Origin of the sequence: Oceanobacillus neutriphilus (assembly GCF_014645515.1) — a bacterium.
GTDB classification, from domain to species: domain Bacteria; phylum Bacillota; class Bacilli; order Bacillales; family Amphibacillaceae; genus Oceanobacillus; species Oceanobacillus neutriphilus.
Genome location: NZ_BMLW01000011.1, coordinates 171,491 through 185,362, shown reverse-complemented (window position 1 = coordinate 185,362; position 13,872 = coordinate 171,491). Strand labels below are relative to the sequence as shown.

The following is a 13,872-nucleotide window of genomic DNA, read 5'->3' as shown; positions in this document are numbered from 1 at the left end:
CATGCTTTTTTATGTTATATAAATGCATCATCCAACTACAATACTTTGAATAAAAGCAAAGTATCCCATTATGACAAAGAGAAGCGATGCCAGAAAAGAAAGTGCGGGATGTCTCTTCGTTTTAAAAATGTAGATGCTGACCGAAAGACATATTGCAGCTAAGCCGATAAAGAAGAAAACAGATCCGTCGAATACTAAATTTATTCCTGCGCCATCCATAGATCCATCATAAAACATATTCAATATTGGAGCATAACCGCTGTGCTCGACAAGATTTTCAATATGAAGCGGCGGTGATTGCTCATTCATAATACCTGTCAGCAATAAGATGAATAAAATAATAAAGAATTCCACCCGTATCCAGGGCTGTGCCTGAAAGGATGCATCAGCCTGTAAACGCCGTTTCATCCAAATCCCGTTAAATATGGCATATAGCAATAACGGGATAATAAATAATTGTTTTAAAAATAAGCTCTGTCCATAAGAAACGAGGAGAGCATCACCATATTGTCTCAAGTCAACAGTGAATTGTGCTAATAGAATACCACTGAGAACGACTATGACAAAGCAGATCAACGCAAACGGATGATAATATTTTATAAAACGCAGCCAGTCAATAGATTTTGGTGCCAACCAGCTGACCATGATCAAAGTTCCAACCCAGGCACTTACCGCAAACATATGAACCGAATGCGTTACTGCTCCCGGCACCCCTTCGAATGACCCTGCATGACTGGCCCAGCCAACTCCAATTGCCGTCAGAGCTGTGAAAATAACCCCAGTCCATGCCGTTTGTTTACTGCTTGTATCTTTAACAAATGCAATATAAACACTGAAAAGAACGCAAATAATAAATAAGAATAACCAGGCATTTCCAATGCGAAAGGATAATAAGACAGTTTCAAAGCCAGAGCCTAATGAAGTCCGCTTGGCAATATGGCTAATTAGCTGAATGAGCGGAATAAATGCAAATAAGGCAATACCCCAAATCGCTGCCAGCTGCAGGTTGGAGGACACTTTGATCTTAATAGAAGAAGTGGCAGGAAGCAATCTGATCAGAAAGCTTCCTGCTAAAAAGGCAAGACAAAGATATAAGAATGTTTCCGTTAAGATGGTTAGATAGAACATACATTACTTCTTCCTTTTTAGTAATACAATGGCTACAACAGCGATAATTGCAACAAGCAAAATAGTAATTAACAGGGTATTTGAATTACTATCCTCAGATGTGTCTTGAACATCACTTTCAGAAGCGGCTTCGTTTTCATCAGCCTGATCTTCAGCTGCATCCTCATCTTTCTGTCCTTCTGTAGTTTCTTCAGACACTGTTTCCTCTATGTCCACATCAAATGAAAGGGAATCCTCCATAGGGTGACCATCCACGCCAATAATATCCCAGCTGAGGGTATATGCTCCATTTTCTAAAGGCTCTGTAACATCAGCAGATAATTCATCATCATTCACAGTAATATTATCAAGCGTAATCTCCGTTCCATCCTCTTTCTGTAACTCCAATACAGCACTTTCTTCAATCACTGTTTCAAAATTTAGTGTAATACTATCTAAAGCTTCTGTTACTGTTGACCCGTCCTCTGGATCGGATGTATCAAGATGTGTATGTGCAAAGGCAGGGCTCGCACTGAATATAAATAATAAGGTAACTAGAGCTAAAGCTCCTGTAAGTTTTTTCATAATGTTTTTTCTCCTTTTCATTGAATTAAATATAATTTCTTCAAACTTAAGCTTACAAAAGAATAAGGCGAGTAACAAGTCTAATCCAAATAAAATAATCACATTTTTATAAACTATGAACAATTGATGACAATGCTTTTTCTGGTAAACTGTAGTAGACTATTAAATATAACTTAATTTTACAAGGGGGATAATAATGAGTAGTTTTCCCAATACGGAAGAAACAATGTCATTAATTAAAGATTTGGTTACCATACCAAGCCCGTCCGGCTACACGAAGGATGCGATTCAATTTATTGAACAGCGGCTGGAGAAAAGCAATGTGGAGACGAAAAGAAACCGGAAAGGCGGTCTGATCGCAACACTGCCGGGGACAAATACGTCTAAACATCGCTTCCTGACAGCGCATGTAGACACATTAGGTGCTATCGTCAAAGAAATAAAATCAGATGGCCGCTTAAAATTGCAAGTCATTGGCGGCTTCCCGCTTAACTTTGTGGAAGGGGAATACTGTACCATTCATACAGTAAGCGGAGAAAAATTTACAGGTACCATTTTAATGCACCAAACTGCTGTCCATGTATATCGAAAAGCCGGTGAGCTGAAAAGAGATACAGAAAATATGGAAGTACGTATTGATGAAGTGGTGAAGAGTGAGGAAGATACCCGAAATCTGGGTATTGAAATTGGTGATTTCATCTCCTTTGATCCGCGGGTGGAAAAAACAGAGTCCGGCTTTATTAAATCCCGGCATTTGGATGATAAAGCAAGTGCTGCTATCCTGATCAAAGTGATTGAAAAGCTGGTAGCGGATCAAAAGGAACTGCCATATACAACGCATTTCCTCTTCTCGAATAATGAAGAAATCGGCTATGGCGGCAACTCTAATATTCCCCCGGAAACAGTAGAATACTTAGCAGTAGATATGGGAGCTATCGGGGATGGCCAAAGAACGGATGAATATACAGTATCGATTTGCGTAAAGGATGCTTCAGGTCCATACCATTACGGTCTCCGCAATCATCTCACAGAAATTGCGAAAGCCAACGAAATTAAGTATAAATTAGATATTTATCCTTATTACCAATCCGATGCATCCGCAGCCATTCATGCCGGCCATGATGTCATTCATGGACTGATTGGCCCGGGAATTGATGCATCGCATGCATTTGAACGTACACATGAATCGTCTCTCAAGCACACGGAGAATTTAGTTTATCATTATGTACAGTCAGAAATGGTAGAGGCATAATAGAACGAAACAATAAGATCGGGGTACTTTTACCTGGTCTTATTTTTTTGTGAATAAAACATCAACGGACGTTTATTAACTATCTTACCTCTGTAGAATAGTGCTTTCTGAAAATAAAATTTAAACAGGTGAAATCCTTTGTACATAAGGATTCCTGAAAAAAACAGATTATTATTTACAAATAACACGTTGACTTTTTAAAATTTATGTTATAGGGTTAGTTACATAAGTAATTAACCAATTAAGGGATGAGGCTAATGAAAAAGGAATTGGATGAAAACAAACCGATTTTTCTGCAGATAAAAGAACAAATTGAAGATTCTATTATAGACGGCTCATTAAATGGAGGAGAACGTGCACCTTCCACAAATGAGTTTGCTAAATTTTATCAGATTAATCCGGCAACTGCCGGTAAAGGAATCAATGAGCTTGTCTCAGAAGGTATTTTGTTAAAGAAACGGGGCGTTGGCATGTTTGTAACAGATGAAGCAAAAGGAATTGTGATTGAAAAAAGAAAACAGACATTTTATGAAAATTATTTACTTCCAATGAAAAGAGAAGCACAGAAGCTGGAAATGGATAGGCAAGAGTTGATCAATATGCTTAACCGGGAGGATGAAGCTAATGGAAATTAAAGTAGATCAGTTAAGTAAAAACTATGGAGAAAGTTATGCTTTGGATCAGGTCTCCCTTACTTTAGAGGAGAATAAAATTTATGGCTTATTAGGGAGAAATGGAGCGGGAAAAACGACATTTATGGATATTCTAAGCGGACAGATTTTAGCATCGGCAGGCAGTATTTCTATTGATGGAGAGATCCCTTTTGATAACCAGCGGTTAACAGAATCCATCTGTTTGATTAAAGAAGCAAATAATTTCAGTCCAGAACTGAAGATAAAACAAGTATTGAAGATCTATTCTTACTTTTATCCAAATTGGGATCAGGAAATGGCAGAGGAATTATTAGAGATTTTTAATTTAAAGCAATCAGCTAAGATAAAGACATTATCCAAAGGAATGGAGTCTGCATTAGGTATTACAGCAGGGTTAGCGAGCAGAGCGCCAATTACGGTATTTGATGAACCTTATATCGGCATGGATGCTCCTTCCCGGAAAAAGTTCTATGAAATATTATTGGAGGACTATCAGGAAAATCCGCGGACAATTATCTTTTCGACACATTTAATTGATGAGGTCAGTTTAATGTTCGAGGAAGTCATTATTTTAAGGGAAGGTACTGTTATTTTACAGGAAAGCGCAGAAGATTTGCGGGCAAAAACAATTGCAATTTCCGGACCAAAGGAGCAGGTAGATGCCTTTTTAGCGGATAAAGAAATTATTCAGCGTAATGACTTAGCCGGCAGCTCCATGGCCTATGCTTTTGGCAGCAAAAAAGAAGCAGCTGCTGCAGGCCTTGAAGTAGAGGGTGTACCAGTCCAGGAATTAATGATTCATTTAACGGAGAAGAAGAAAGGAGCATAATCCATGAACAATCAAATAAAAGGTATGTTTTACGCTTATTCGACGGAAGTAATTCGTACAGCTAAAATCTTTTTTGCTATTTTTATAGGGTGTATTATGGCATCAGCTATTATCTGTTATTTATTACTAGGAGCTGTCGATGATTTTAAAATGTATTTCGCTATCCCATTTGGAACTTATTTTAATGTAGGTGTTGTGGGAGTTCTGCTCGTGAAAAACAGTGTTCCATTTGGATTAAAGATGGGAGCAACCCGTAAGAACATGTATCTTATGCATTTATATTTTATCGCGGCTTACTCTTTTACTATGGCATTTTTAGGAAGCACCCTTCAGCAGGTAACCGAATGGATGTTCAGGGCGGTCGGGATTACAAACTATATTTATGTTCATCCAGCGATGCTATTAACAGATAACTGGGTGATGCGGATTGTAGTAGATACACTTGTGATGTTTTTTATTATGGCACTATTATATTTAATTGGATTAATTTTTTACCGTACCGGTCTGGCAGGTGCAGGGAGTTTATTAGGAGTTCTGCTGGTTGTTATACTATATGGGGTCTTTGAGGGCTGGATGATTCAATCAGCTGTTGACCTCTTCACCAATGTTACAATTATGACTTTTGTGATGATATTTTTAATTGGTATTGTGCTTTATCTGATAGGTTTCCCGTTTATGAGGAAAATTACTATAGTGAATAGGCGTTAAGAAAAAAGGAGCTGTCATCAAAATGCAAGTTAAGCATTTGATGACAGCTTCTTTTTAAAAGCTTTATATTATATTGTTAAAGAAGTAAATACTTATTATTTTAAATTAGGGTTCTCAGATTTTGCCTCATTAACCCGGGATTTCCGAAAGCCGCCGGCAATATCTGCCTGCTTAAATTCTTTAGAGTAGTGGACCTCTTGAGCGTCCGCAATGTCTCTTTTTTTTGCTGGCTGATATTGTGTATTTCTCATGAATAATCATCCCTTCCATTAATGTTGTTCTACTACGTATTTTCCCTGTTTAAGTGAATTAAAACATAAAACATATCCATTATCAGGCTGAAATTTTATCAGTCTATTACTAACTTCCAAAATACCATTTGTATTATCTTTACTGGAATAAATTGATTGATCATGTTAAAATTTAATTAACCGATCAAAAATTGCTTATGATATTTGTGCAGAGGAGAATGAAAAACATGAAAATTGAAACCGTACTTGGTTTATCAAAGCTTGATAAAGCGATTATTATTATAGGTGGTCCGCTTCTTGGAGCAATTATTGGCTGGTTTATTCAAATTATCTCGAGCTGGCTGATTAAGGTTCCTTTTGTTCCGTTTGGTCCGTTCTTTGAATGGATCGTATCCTGGAATAGCTCCTGGGTATCTATTATCGGCGTAATTGTTGGTTTGATTGCGGGAATTCTTTTTGCACTGTATGCCTTTAGTGAATCATTAAGAATGACGATTACTGATCAAGAAGTTACAATGAAGAAGTATGATAAAGAAGTACAATTGCAAAAAAGTGAAATTTCGGCAATTTATATGGATAGAAAAGATATTGTCGTTTTAGGTCAAAAAGGGGAAGAACTGTATCGTGCACAAACGGATGTAAAGCCACTTGAAATAGAAGCTGCTTTTTTGGAACACCGGTTTCCCTGGAAGCCTCAGGATCCTTATCAATCTGATTATCAGCGCTGGGTTCCGGAGCATCCTGATTTCCCGGCTTCGATGAACAGCCTGCTTTTAGCAAGAGAAAAGGCGCTAAAGGAAGATGATGAAAAAGAAGCTGCTATATTACGCAATGATTTAGCAGATGAGGGAGCTGTTATTCGTGATGATGACAAACGGCAGTATGTTCGAATGATAAGAGGGTGATATGACGTGACGAAGGAAAAAACATTTATATCAGAAGCACGGAGAGAACAAATTTTAAAGGCGACCATTGATGTGTTGAATGATATTGGCTATGTGAAATTAAGTCTTGCTAAAATAGCAAAACAGGCAAAGATTAGCACGGGATTAATTTCTTATCATTTTGCAGATAAAGAAGAGCTGATCCAGCACACACTAAACTATTTAATCGGTGCACAGCTCGAATTTATTGAGGAACGTGTAAAGAAAGAGGCAGATATTTATCAGCAGCTGATGGCTTATATAAAAGCAACACTCGCATATCAAGATGAACATGTTGAAAATAATGTTGCACTGATTGAAATCATTTTTAATGCCCGGACGGAGGATAATATTCCCTACTATAAATTAAATGAAGAAGAAGAGGATCCGCTTTACCTGCGCTTAGAAAATATTTTGGCAGAGGGACAGCGGAAAAAGGTATTCTCATCTGATTTTCAGCCAAAAGCAACAGCTATTCTTATCAACGGTGCTGCGAGTGAGAGTATGCTCCTGCAAAGTGAAAGTTTTGATATAGAAAATTATCAGCAGGAGTTAATTAGAGTGGTTGCAAAAATAGTTAAATAAATGCTGGAGAGTAAAGGGAAGTTCCTCAAATATGTACTCTTTTTTATATCCTTTTAAAATAAGACACGTCACCAAAAGCGAAAGAACCTATATCTGCTGAAGTGGAATAATTAACAGAAACAGGTTCTTTTCGGTTGTCAGCATTATTTTATCACATCCCCACGTAATAATAAATCTGGTTCTAATCATAAAGACTTAGTGCTGGGAGTGCAAAATGGTGGAATTGGATTTCTTTCGTGAAAAATGATTGTATAAATGGAGTTTCCGCTGGCTAATTTCCTTTTTTAAATACAAAATAGCATTCATATTGAATTTTTAAACATTTTTTATACAGCAGAAAAATGAGCAGCCGCTATATACCTAACCTGGTACCACAGAGTAGTCTTATCCGTATTTTTTCTGAACTAGAAAGCAAAAACCTCGAATTCGTTTATTTCTTAGCGAATTCGAGGTTTTATTATATATTCTTTGATTTAAATAACATATAGGTAAACGCACAAGAAGTGGAAAATACTTCCCAACAGAATAAAAATATGAAAGATCTCATGGAATCCAAAATAACGGGAACGCAGGAATTCTGGTTTTAACCAGTAAATAATTGCTCCGACTGTGTAGAATATTCCTCCAACAATTAAGCAGGTTAATCCGCCAGTTCCGATAATTGGAGCAAGCGAGCCGCTATAAAATATTGCAACCCATCCCATTAAAACGTATAGGAGGGTTGATAGCCAACGTGGCGAATGGAACCAGATTAATTTAAACAAAACGCCTAGCAGAGCTAAACCGCTGATAACCCAAAACAATACCCATCCGATTGTTCCTTGTAAGGCAATAAGACAGAGCGGGACATATGTACCAGCGATGAGTACATATATCATGGAGTGATCCATCCTTCTAAAAAAGGCAATTGTTTTTGGTCCGGCAATGACAGAATGGTAAACAGTTGAAGCTGTATATAACAAAATTAAACTAATACCAAATGCGGCGACAGCACCCACATCTAAAGGTGTACCTACCCGTGCTGCTTTAACAACAAGTAATATTAGTCCAACGATAGATAAGACAATCCCGATAAAATGGGTAAAGGCATTCATCGGTTCCCTAATAAATTTGTGCAAATAAAACATCTCCAATCACGCATGTAGTTTCAAATACTATGTAATAAATATATACCTATTTCATCAAGTAGTCAATGTTTGATTTTTGAATAGAGTTGCCTATAATAAAATGTAGAAACAATAAAATAAGTACATGAATTGATTGATATATAGGAGAAAAAAGAAAAGCCCGAAGAAGGAAGGTCAGCTTATGAATATAAAAAAGCAATTAGAAGGACTGCGTTTGGAAAACCAGTTAAATGCAGAGGAAGTACCTGATTTGGATTTATATATGGATCAGGTCATTCAGCTTTTTGAAAGTAAATTTTCTTCTGCAAAGCGTTACGAGGAGGATAAAGTATTAACGAAAACAATGATTAATAATTATGCAAAGGCTAAATTATTCTTTCCCATAAAAAATAAAAAGTATTCTAAAGAGCATCTGCTGCTGATTAGTATGATTTATCAAATGAAAAGTGTTTTATCTATTAAAGATATCGGGAAAACATTTGAAGAGGTAAATCAAAGAATGCAGAATGATGATTTTGATCTGGAGAATTTTTATAACAATTATGTTCATTTAATGGATAAAAATGTTACTAACTTTAAAGAGTACATAACAGAACAGGAGGAAATATTTGCAACAGAATTAGACAAAAATATAGTGAACGATGATTACTTGCAACAACTATTACTGATTACAAGTTTGACAGGGATGAGTAATTTTTACCGGCGGGCAGCTGAGAAGCTGGTAGACCGATTAGAACAGGAAGGAGAGGAAGAACAATGAAACTGAGTATTTTAGATCAATCACCTCTATTTGCGGATGCTGATGGGAGGCAGGCATTAGAAGAAAGTATTGAATTGGCTGTTCTGGCCGATAGTTTGGGATATGAACGATATTGGATTGCAGAGCATCATGATACTCCAGTATTAGCCAGCCCTGCTCCGGATATCTTATTAGGAATTATCGGAAGCAGGACAGAGCGGATCCGCATTGGTTCAGGAGCTGTACTTTTACCGAATTATCGTCCATATAATATTGCAGAACGCTACCGGATGCTGGCTGCAATGTATCCGGGCAGAGTCGATTTAGGATTTGGACGGGCTCCAGGTGGGTCAGCGGAAGCTTCTATTGCACTGGCAGGCAACTTTTTAGAAAAGGTTAAAGCAATGCCGGATTATATTGATGAGCTGCTTCATTTCCTGCAAGAGGATTTTGCTCCAGAGCATCTTTATTCAAGAGTGACAGCTACACCTGTACCAGATATTCAGCCGCAGCCATGGCTCCTGGGAACCAGCCAGAGAAGTGCCCAGCTTGCTGTCACCAAAAAACTACCCTATGTATTTGGTCATTTTATGGGGGCAGATAATGGACCGGAAATTGTCGCCGGTTATCTGAGACAAGCGGAGAACCCATCTGCTATTGTCGCTGTATCTGTTCTTTGTGCAGAAACGGAAAAGGAAGCAATAGAATTAGCTGAGGAAACAAGACACAGAAGAGAAGAGCAGTCTTCGTCGCCGCAGATAGATCAGGATGAACAGGCAAGATTTGCTGATAAACAGATTGTCGGCGATATAACGCTTGTTCAGGAAAAACTGGCCGCACTTCAGGAATCCTATCAATGTGATGAAATCATGGTGCTTACAATGGCACCGACCTATGAAGCGAGAAAATACTCTTATAAGAAACTGGCATCCATCATGAATTAAACTACTTCTTGACCAGGATGCTTACAAGCTTTTCCCTAAAAATCTTAACACTTGTTTTCAAAATGAAATAAAAATCATAGCCAGCGGCATGGTAGAATATATTTTAATGAAGAAGACAAGCTTATATGGAGGATATTATGGGACAGTGGGTTACATCCATTATGGAGCAATTTGGCTATTTAGGAATTTTTCTGATGATGACTTTAGAGAATTTATTTCCGCCGATACCATCTGAAATTATCCTTCCTTTTGGGGGATTTATGACAACATCCAGCACATTGACCTATATAGGTGTATTATCTGCTGCTACGTTTGGAGCACTTATTGGAGCGATGCTGCTATATTGTATAGGCATGTTATTAGATGTTGGGCGGCTGGAGAAAATAGTTGACCGGTATGGACATATATTACGATTAAAAAGATCTGATATTCATAAAGCGGATGAATGGTTTGATAAATACGGCTATTGGACAGTATTTTTTTGTCGGATGGTCCCGCTTTTAAGGAGCTTGATTTCTATTCCGGCGGGTATGGGAAGAATGAATTTCGGGATTTTTATTCTTTTAACAGCACTCGGTTCTATTATTTGGAATAGCATTTTAATTGGTATTGGAGCAGTTCTGGGAGAAAATTGGCATCATGTTGCTGCATTTATGGATGTCTATTCTAATATTGTATATGCTTTTATCATTGCAGGGCTCATACTTTGCATTATTTGGTATATTAGAAGACGAAGGAAAGAAAAACTGTAGGAGCAAAATGGTGTTCCTGCAGTTTTTTGATGAAAAAATTTTGTTGACAAAAGAACGTACGTTTGGTTAACTATATTTAGATTCTCTTCTTGGTAAGTCCTCTACTAAAACTTAAGGATGTGTTTCCATGATTTATCCTCGAAAAGCAACAACATTATTCCCTCAAATATGCGAAAACGGAGATGTTTATAAGAATGCTTTTCCTAAAGAAGAGCCTTCCCGACTGTTGGACTTGAAGGCTGATTATACCTTTCGAAGGCTTTTTGGTAATGAATGTAATAAAAATATTATGATTGCCTTTTTAAACGCTTTTTTTATCAAGCTCAAAAGAGCACAGGTTCACGATTTTAAATTTCCAAGTTGGGAAGCGGCTGGAGATGAAAAATCAAATTTAACAATGCTTGTTGAAACAGAAGATAAAGAATCAATTTATGTAGACATTCTTTTTCCGGATAAAGACGCCGCAGAGAAGCAATCCTTATATTTTTGGTCAAAAATATATCGCCGTCAATTTGAAACAGACTCAGATTTAAACGAACAACATCCGGTAATTACCATAAGTATTATGAATTTTGAGTTATTCCATGAAAGTGATGAATTTCATAGTGTATTCAGGCTGGCGGATAAAGAAGAAAAAATTGCCTTAACCAACATGCAGGAAACTCAATTTGTAGAGATTCCCAAGCTCCTCCAAAGCTGGAAGGAAGGGAAGTTAAATCCGGAGGAAAACCATTTGGCAAGATGGCTATTATTACTTGCGGCGGTTGATGATAACAAAAATTATTTTCACCTGGATATTTATAGAGAGTTAGAGAAGATTGCAAAGACTGATAAGGATTTAGAAGAGGCTATGAAAGCCTGGAGAAATATTAGCCGTGCAGGGGAAGAAAAATTGGCATCCAAAGACCTGCGCAAGCAAATATTAGAACAGCAATTACTGCAGGAGATAGGAATATTAGAACAAAAAAGAAAAACAGCTGAAGAAAGAGCTGAGCTTGCAGAGAAAAATTACAATAAGTTAAAAAGGCAGTATGAGCAGCATAAATTAAAAATAGCAGAAGAAAAAATGAAAAAAATGGAAGCAGAGGAAGAGGCTTTGCTTGCCAATCGTGAGGCGGCAAAAATAGTTATCCGCTATGGAAACGTCGTTGCACGTAATTTATTTGCACAAGGAATGGATAGTGCCTTTGTCCAGAACATAACTGGACTGTCTGATAAAGAAGTAAGTAAGCTGAAACTGCAAATTGAAGAAGAGAATATGAAAGAATTATTTTGATACTTACAGCATAAAAAGGATGCTCAAAACGTTCTAAAAAGATAAACAACGAGGTAATAGCCAAACCGTCCACGCCTCCTTATTTTATAAGATCTGCTTCGCTCCCAGTGAGCATATAGCAATTTAAAAGAAAAAGAAGCAAAGTCTTTAAGCAGCTTTGCTTCTTTTCTTAAAAGATAAGAAAGTATATAAAAATGCTGAAGTCAGCCGCTGCAACGGGTTTCATGGGGTGAGTAATCGCAACCCCAGAAATACACTACGCTTTCCGTGGGCCCCGAGCTCATCTCCTCGAAAAAAAGAAGAGCACTTTTTTTCTGCGGGGGCATACAGGACGTATGTCAGTTCGGTGTTGCGACAGGACGTCGCGAACTTAACCGAACTTCCAATTCTGTTTTTGCGCATTCCCACAGGAGTCTCCGTGTATTTCTTCTGGGACTGCGATTACTCGTCCCATCGAAAACCGTCGCTAAAATTAGCTTTATTTCTTTGTAAAAAAGTAAATAAAACATATTTCTTCTTAGATGGAAGCGAAGGGAAGTCGACTCCTGCGGGAAAAGCAACAGGTGAATACCCCGCAAGAAGTGGTCTTCTTCTGAGGAGGCTGAGGCGTTGCCCGCGGAAAGCGACTTCCCGCAGCGGACATCTCCTTGGCTAGAATACCAGTATTTTAAAGACCAAGTGATTTTCTTGGTTTTTCTTAAGAAATTATATGTTATTCCATCGTAAAATAGTCTTCTATAATTTCTACAATAGAAATCAATTCATATATTGCGACTAATTCTATAGGTAATTTTTCCGGACTATCCAATTGAGCTGATCTTAGGGTTTCTTGAAATATTTGGTGAAGCAGTGCCCGCTTATTTCTCCATTCTTCTTTCTCAAAGACAAGCTTTCCTGACAGCACATTAGCAAAATAACATACATTTTCAAATACATATTTTTGTTTTTCTATACTCCATTCCAATTCCTTTGAAGGCTGTTCTGCTATATTTGTTACATGATACTGAATCGTGCGCAGATAATGAATCTGCTTTCTTAAGCGGGTCAATTCGTTCTCACGCTTCTCCAGAATATGATGGTACTTTAAATCCTTCTTTTGATAGAGTGAGAGTAATGCTGCATTTTCAAGCTCTTTATATACGGTGCCTACTTTTTCATTCATTCCCAGATCTAATGGTATTTTTGTGAAAATCAATTCATAGTAACATCGTTTCATATGATTACTTAATTTTTTGCGGATAGATTCTGTTTGTTTATGGATCGAATGATGATAATTTGGCGGAAAAACAAACATATTTACCAGCGTGGAAACAGACAATCCAATTGTTGTTGTAGCCAATCGGATAAGAAAGCTTAGAAAATAGCTGTCTTCTACTACTTCAATCATGGCAATAGCTGTTAAAGTTGCAACTAACAATCCGGCATGGAGATTCAGCCGAAAGCAAGTAAATATGGTCAGCACTGCTGCTAGCATGTAAGTGAAAGGTGAATTGCCGAATAAAGCAAGAAATATTACCGCATAAGCAGCACCGATTGCCGAGGCCGGAAAACGCACAATCCCTTTTTTTATAGAATCTGTAACAGTCGGTTCAATGGTAACAATAGCAGTAATAACGGCAAATGTCGGCGGGAAATCAAACCATTTACAAATAAGTGCTGTAAAAAATACTGCGATACCAGTTTTAATTACTCTATTTCCTATAATTGTTTGTACCTTCACTTAAACCCCTACTTTTTATCAGGTAATAATCTGTAGCAAGAAATCTATATAAATTCAACTTATATATTATAATCTTTTCATTCATTTCATTGTATTGTATCATCTTTATGTAAATTAAATGACGAAAAAATATATATCTAGTATATTTTTCGGGGAAATAAAAAAATGCAATACAAATTTACTAGAGTATAAATGCTGACAGATAGGGAACGCCGTATAATCTATGACGATTTTTAAATGGATTTGTCGTTATTGAAATATAAATGTAATATTTCTATAATGTGTATGACATTTTCTTATGATAAGATTTACAAAGTTATTAAATAAATGAAGAAAATAATATTAATATAAAAATAAAAGAATCGCAGATAATCGGCATAAAATACATAGATAATAGATTTGCGGTGTAAAATTTGAAAGT

General features: G+C 37.0%; 15 protein-coding genes. 10 read left to right on the top strand and 5 right to left on the bottom strand.

The window, feature by feature from the left end; genetic code table 11:
- Positions 1-27 precede the first annotated feature (27 nt).
- Both IEX29_RS18325 and IEX29_RS18320 read right to left on the bottom strand, forming a co-directional pair.
- Positions 28-1,128 carry a CopD family protein gene (locus tag IEX29_RS18325; protein WP_188735997.1) on the bottom strand — a complete coding sequence of 367 codons (1,101 nt, stop codon included), beginning with the start codon at positions 1,126-1,128 and terminating at the stop codon, positions 28-30.
- Positions 1,129-1,131: 3 nt separating this feature from the next.
- Positions 1,132-1,692 carry a copper resistance CopC family protein gene (locus IEX29_RS18320; RefSeq protein ID WP_188735995.1) on the bottom strand — a complete coding sequence of 187 codons (561 nt, stop codon included), beginning with the start codon at positions 1,690-1,692 and terminating at the stop codon, positions 1,132-1,134.
- 196 nt (positions 1,693-1,888) lie between these two features.
- Here IEX29_RS18320 and IEX29_RS18315 point away from each other — a divergent pair, with 196 nt between their 5' ends.
- From IEX29_RS18315 to IEX29_RS18300, 4 genes are all read left to right on the top strand, one after another.
- Positions 1,889-2,944: a M42 family metallopeptidase gene (locus IEX29_RS18315; RefSeq protein WP_188735993.1), complete on the top strand. Its 1,056-nt coding sequence runs from the start codon at positions 1,889-1,891 to the stop codon at positions 2,942-2,944.
- A gap of 257 nt (positions 2,945-3,201) precedes the next feature.
- Positions 3,202-3,579, top strand: a complete 378-nt coding sequence (locus IEX29_RS18310; protein WP_188735990.1) for a GntR family transcriptional regulator — start codon at positions 3,202-3,204, stop codon at positions 3,577-3,579.
- Positions 3,569-4,426: an ABC transporter ATP-binding protein gene (locus IEX29_RS18305; RefSeq protein WP_188735988.1), complete on the top strand. Its 858-nt coding sequence runs from the start codon at positions 3,569-3,571 to the stop codon at positions 4,424-4,426. The genes IEX29_RS18310 and IEX29_RS18305 overlap by 11 nt, the downstream gene beginning before the upstream one ends.
- Before the next feature lie 3 nt (positions 4,427-4,429).
- Positions 4,430-5,134: a hypothetical protein gene (locus IEX29_RS18300; protein ID WP_188735986.1), complete on the top strand. Its 705-nt coding sequence runs from the start codon at positions 4,430-4,432 to the stop codon at positions 5,132-5,134.
- A gap of 95 nt (positions 5,135-5,229) precedes the next feature.
- Here the strand turns inward: IEX29_RS18300 and IEX29_RS18295 are convergent, their stop codons facing one another.
- Positions 5,230-5,385, bottom strand: a complete 156-nt coding sequence (locus IEX29_RS18295; protein WP_188735984.1) for a YfhE family protein — start codon at positions 5,383-5,385, stop codon at positions 5,230-5,232.
- 227 nt (positions 5,386-5,612) lie between these two features.
- Between IEX29_RS18295 and IEX29_RS18290 the strand changes: the two genes are divergently transcribed.
- Together IEX29_RS18290 and IEX29_RS18285 are read left to right on the top strand one after the other, a co-directional pair.
- Positions 5,613-6,290 carry a YqeB family protein gene (locus tag IEX29_RS18290; RefSeq protein ID WP_188735982.1) on the top strand — a complete coding sequence of 226 codons (678 nt, stop codon included), beginning with the start codon at positions 5,613-5,615 and terminating at the stop codon, positions 6,288-6,290.
- A gap of 6 nt (positions 6,291-6,296) precedes the next feature.
- The gene (locus IEX29_RS18285) at positions 6,297-6,893 is read left to right on the top strand and encodes a TetR/AcrR family transcriptional regulator (RefSeq protein ID WP_188735980.1); all 597 of its coding nucleotides are present in this window, start codon (positions 6,297-6,299) and stop codon (positions 6,891-6,893) included.
- Between the two features lie 473 nt (positions 6,894-7,366).
- Here IEX29_RS18285 and trhA read toward each other — a convergent pair whose 3' ends face one another.
- Positions 7,367-8,011, bottom strand: a complete 645-nt coding sequence (gene trhA, locus IEX29_RS18280) for a PAQR family membrane homeostasis protein TrhA (protein WP_188735978.1) — start codon at positions 8,009-8,011, stop codon at positions 7,367-7,369.
- 190 nt (positions 8,012-8,201) lie between these two features.
- On the opposite strand from trhA, the gene IEX29_RS18275 reads away from it, so the two are divergent.
- From IEX29_RS18275 to IEX29_RS18260, 4 genes are all read left to right on the top strand, one after another.
- Positions 8,202-8,780, top strand: a complete 579-nt coding sequence (locus IEX29_RS18275; RefSeq protein WP_188735976.1) for a DUF1836 domain-containing protein — start codon at positions 8,202-8,204, stop codon at positions 8,778-8,780.
- Positions 8,777-9,703, top strand: coding sequence for an MsnO8 family LLM class oxidoreductase (locus IEX29_RS18270; RefSeq protein WP_188735974.1), 927 nt, complete (start codon positions 8,777-8,779; stop codon positions 9,701-9,703). The genes IEX29_RS18275 and IEX29_RS18270 overlap by 4 nt, the downstream gene beginning before the upstream one ends.
- Positions 9,704-9,840: 137 nt before the next feature.
- On the top strand, positions 9,841-10,455 hold the full coding sequence (locus tag IEX29_RS18265) for a DedA family protein (protein ID WP_188735972.1): 615 nt from the start codon (positions 9,841-9,843) through the stop codon (positions 10,453-10,455).
- Between the two features lie 127 nt (positions 10,456-10,582).
- Positions 10,583-11,731 carry an Rpn family recombination-promoting nuclease/putative transposase gene (locus tag IEX29_RS18260; RefSeq protein WP_188735970.1) on the top strand — a complete coding sequence of 383 codons (1,149 nt, stop codon included), beginning with the start codon at positions 10,583-10,585 and terminating at the stop codon, positions 11,729-11,731.
- A 712-nt stretch (positions 11,732-12,443) separates the two neighbouring features.
- Here IEX29_RS18260 and IEX29_RS18255 read toward each other — a convergent pair.
- A complete protein-coding gene (locus tag IEX29_RS18255; RefSeq protein WP_188735968.1) occupies positions 12,444-13,451 on the bottom strand; it encodes an aromatic acid exporter family protein in 1,008 nt (335 codons plus the stop codon).
- Positions 13,452-13,872 lie beyond the last annotated feature (421 nt).

Bases quoted from the DNA above. Each gene is read 5' to 3' on its own strand.
- IEX29_RS18325 (WP_188735997.1), bottom strand. From the start codon at position 1,128: ATGTTCTATCTAACCATCTTAACGGAAACATTCTTATATCTTTGTCTT.
- IEX29_RS18320 (WP_188735995.1), bottom strand. From the start codon at position 1,692: ATGAAAAAACTTACAGGAGCTTTAGCTCTAGTTACCTTATTATTTATA.
- IEX29_RS18315 (WP_188735993.1), top strand. From the start codon at position 1,889: ATGAGTAGTTTTCCCAATACGGAAGAAACAATGTCATTAATTAAAGAT.
- IEX29_RS18310 (WP_188735990.1), top strand. From the start codon at position 3,202: ATGAAAAAGGAATTGGATGAAAACAAACCGATTTTTCTGCAGATAAAA.
- IEX29_RS18305 (WP_188735988.1), top strand. From the start codon at position 3,569: ATGGAAATTAAAGTAGATCAGTTAAGTAAAAACTATGGAGAAAGTTAT.
- IEX29_RS18300 (WP_188735986.1), top strand. From the start codon at position 4,430: ATGAACAATCAAATAAAAGGTATGTTTTACGCTTATTCGACGGAAGTA.
- IEX29_RS18295 (WP_188735984.1), bottom strand. From the start codon at position 5,385: ATGAGAAATACACAATATCAGCCAGCAAAAAAAAGAGACATTGCGGAC.
- IEX29_RS18290 (WP_188735982.1), top strand. From the start codon at position 5,613: ATGAAAATTGAAACCGTACTTGGTTTATCAAAGCTTGATAAAGCGATT.
- IEX29_RS18275 (WP_188735976.1), top strand. From the start codon at position 8,202: ATGAATATAAAAAAGCAATTAGAAGGACTGCGTTTGGAAAACCAGTTA.
- IEX29_RS18270 (WP_188735974.1), top strand. From the start codon at position 8,777: ATGAAACTGAGTATTTTAGATCAATCACCTCTATTTGCGGATGCTGAT.
- IEX29_RS18265 (WP_188735972.1), top strand. From the start codon at position 9,841: ATGGGACAGTGGGTTACATCCATTATGGAGCAATTTGGCTATTTAGGA.
- IEX29_RS18260 (WP_188735970.1), top strand. From the start codon at position 10,583: ATGATTTATCCTCGAAAAGCAACAACATTATTCCCTCAAATATGCGAA.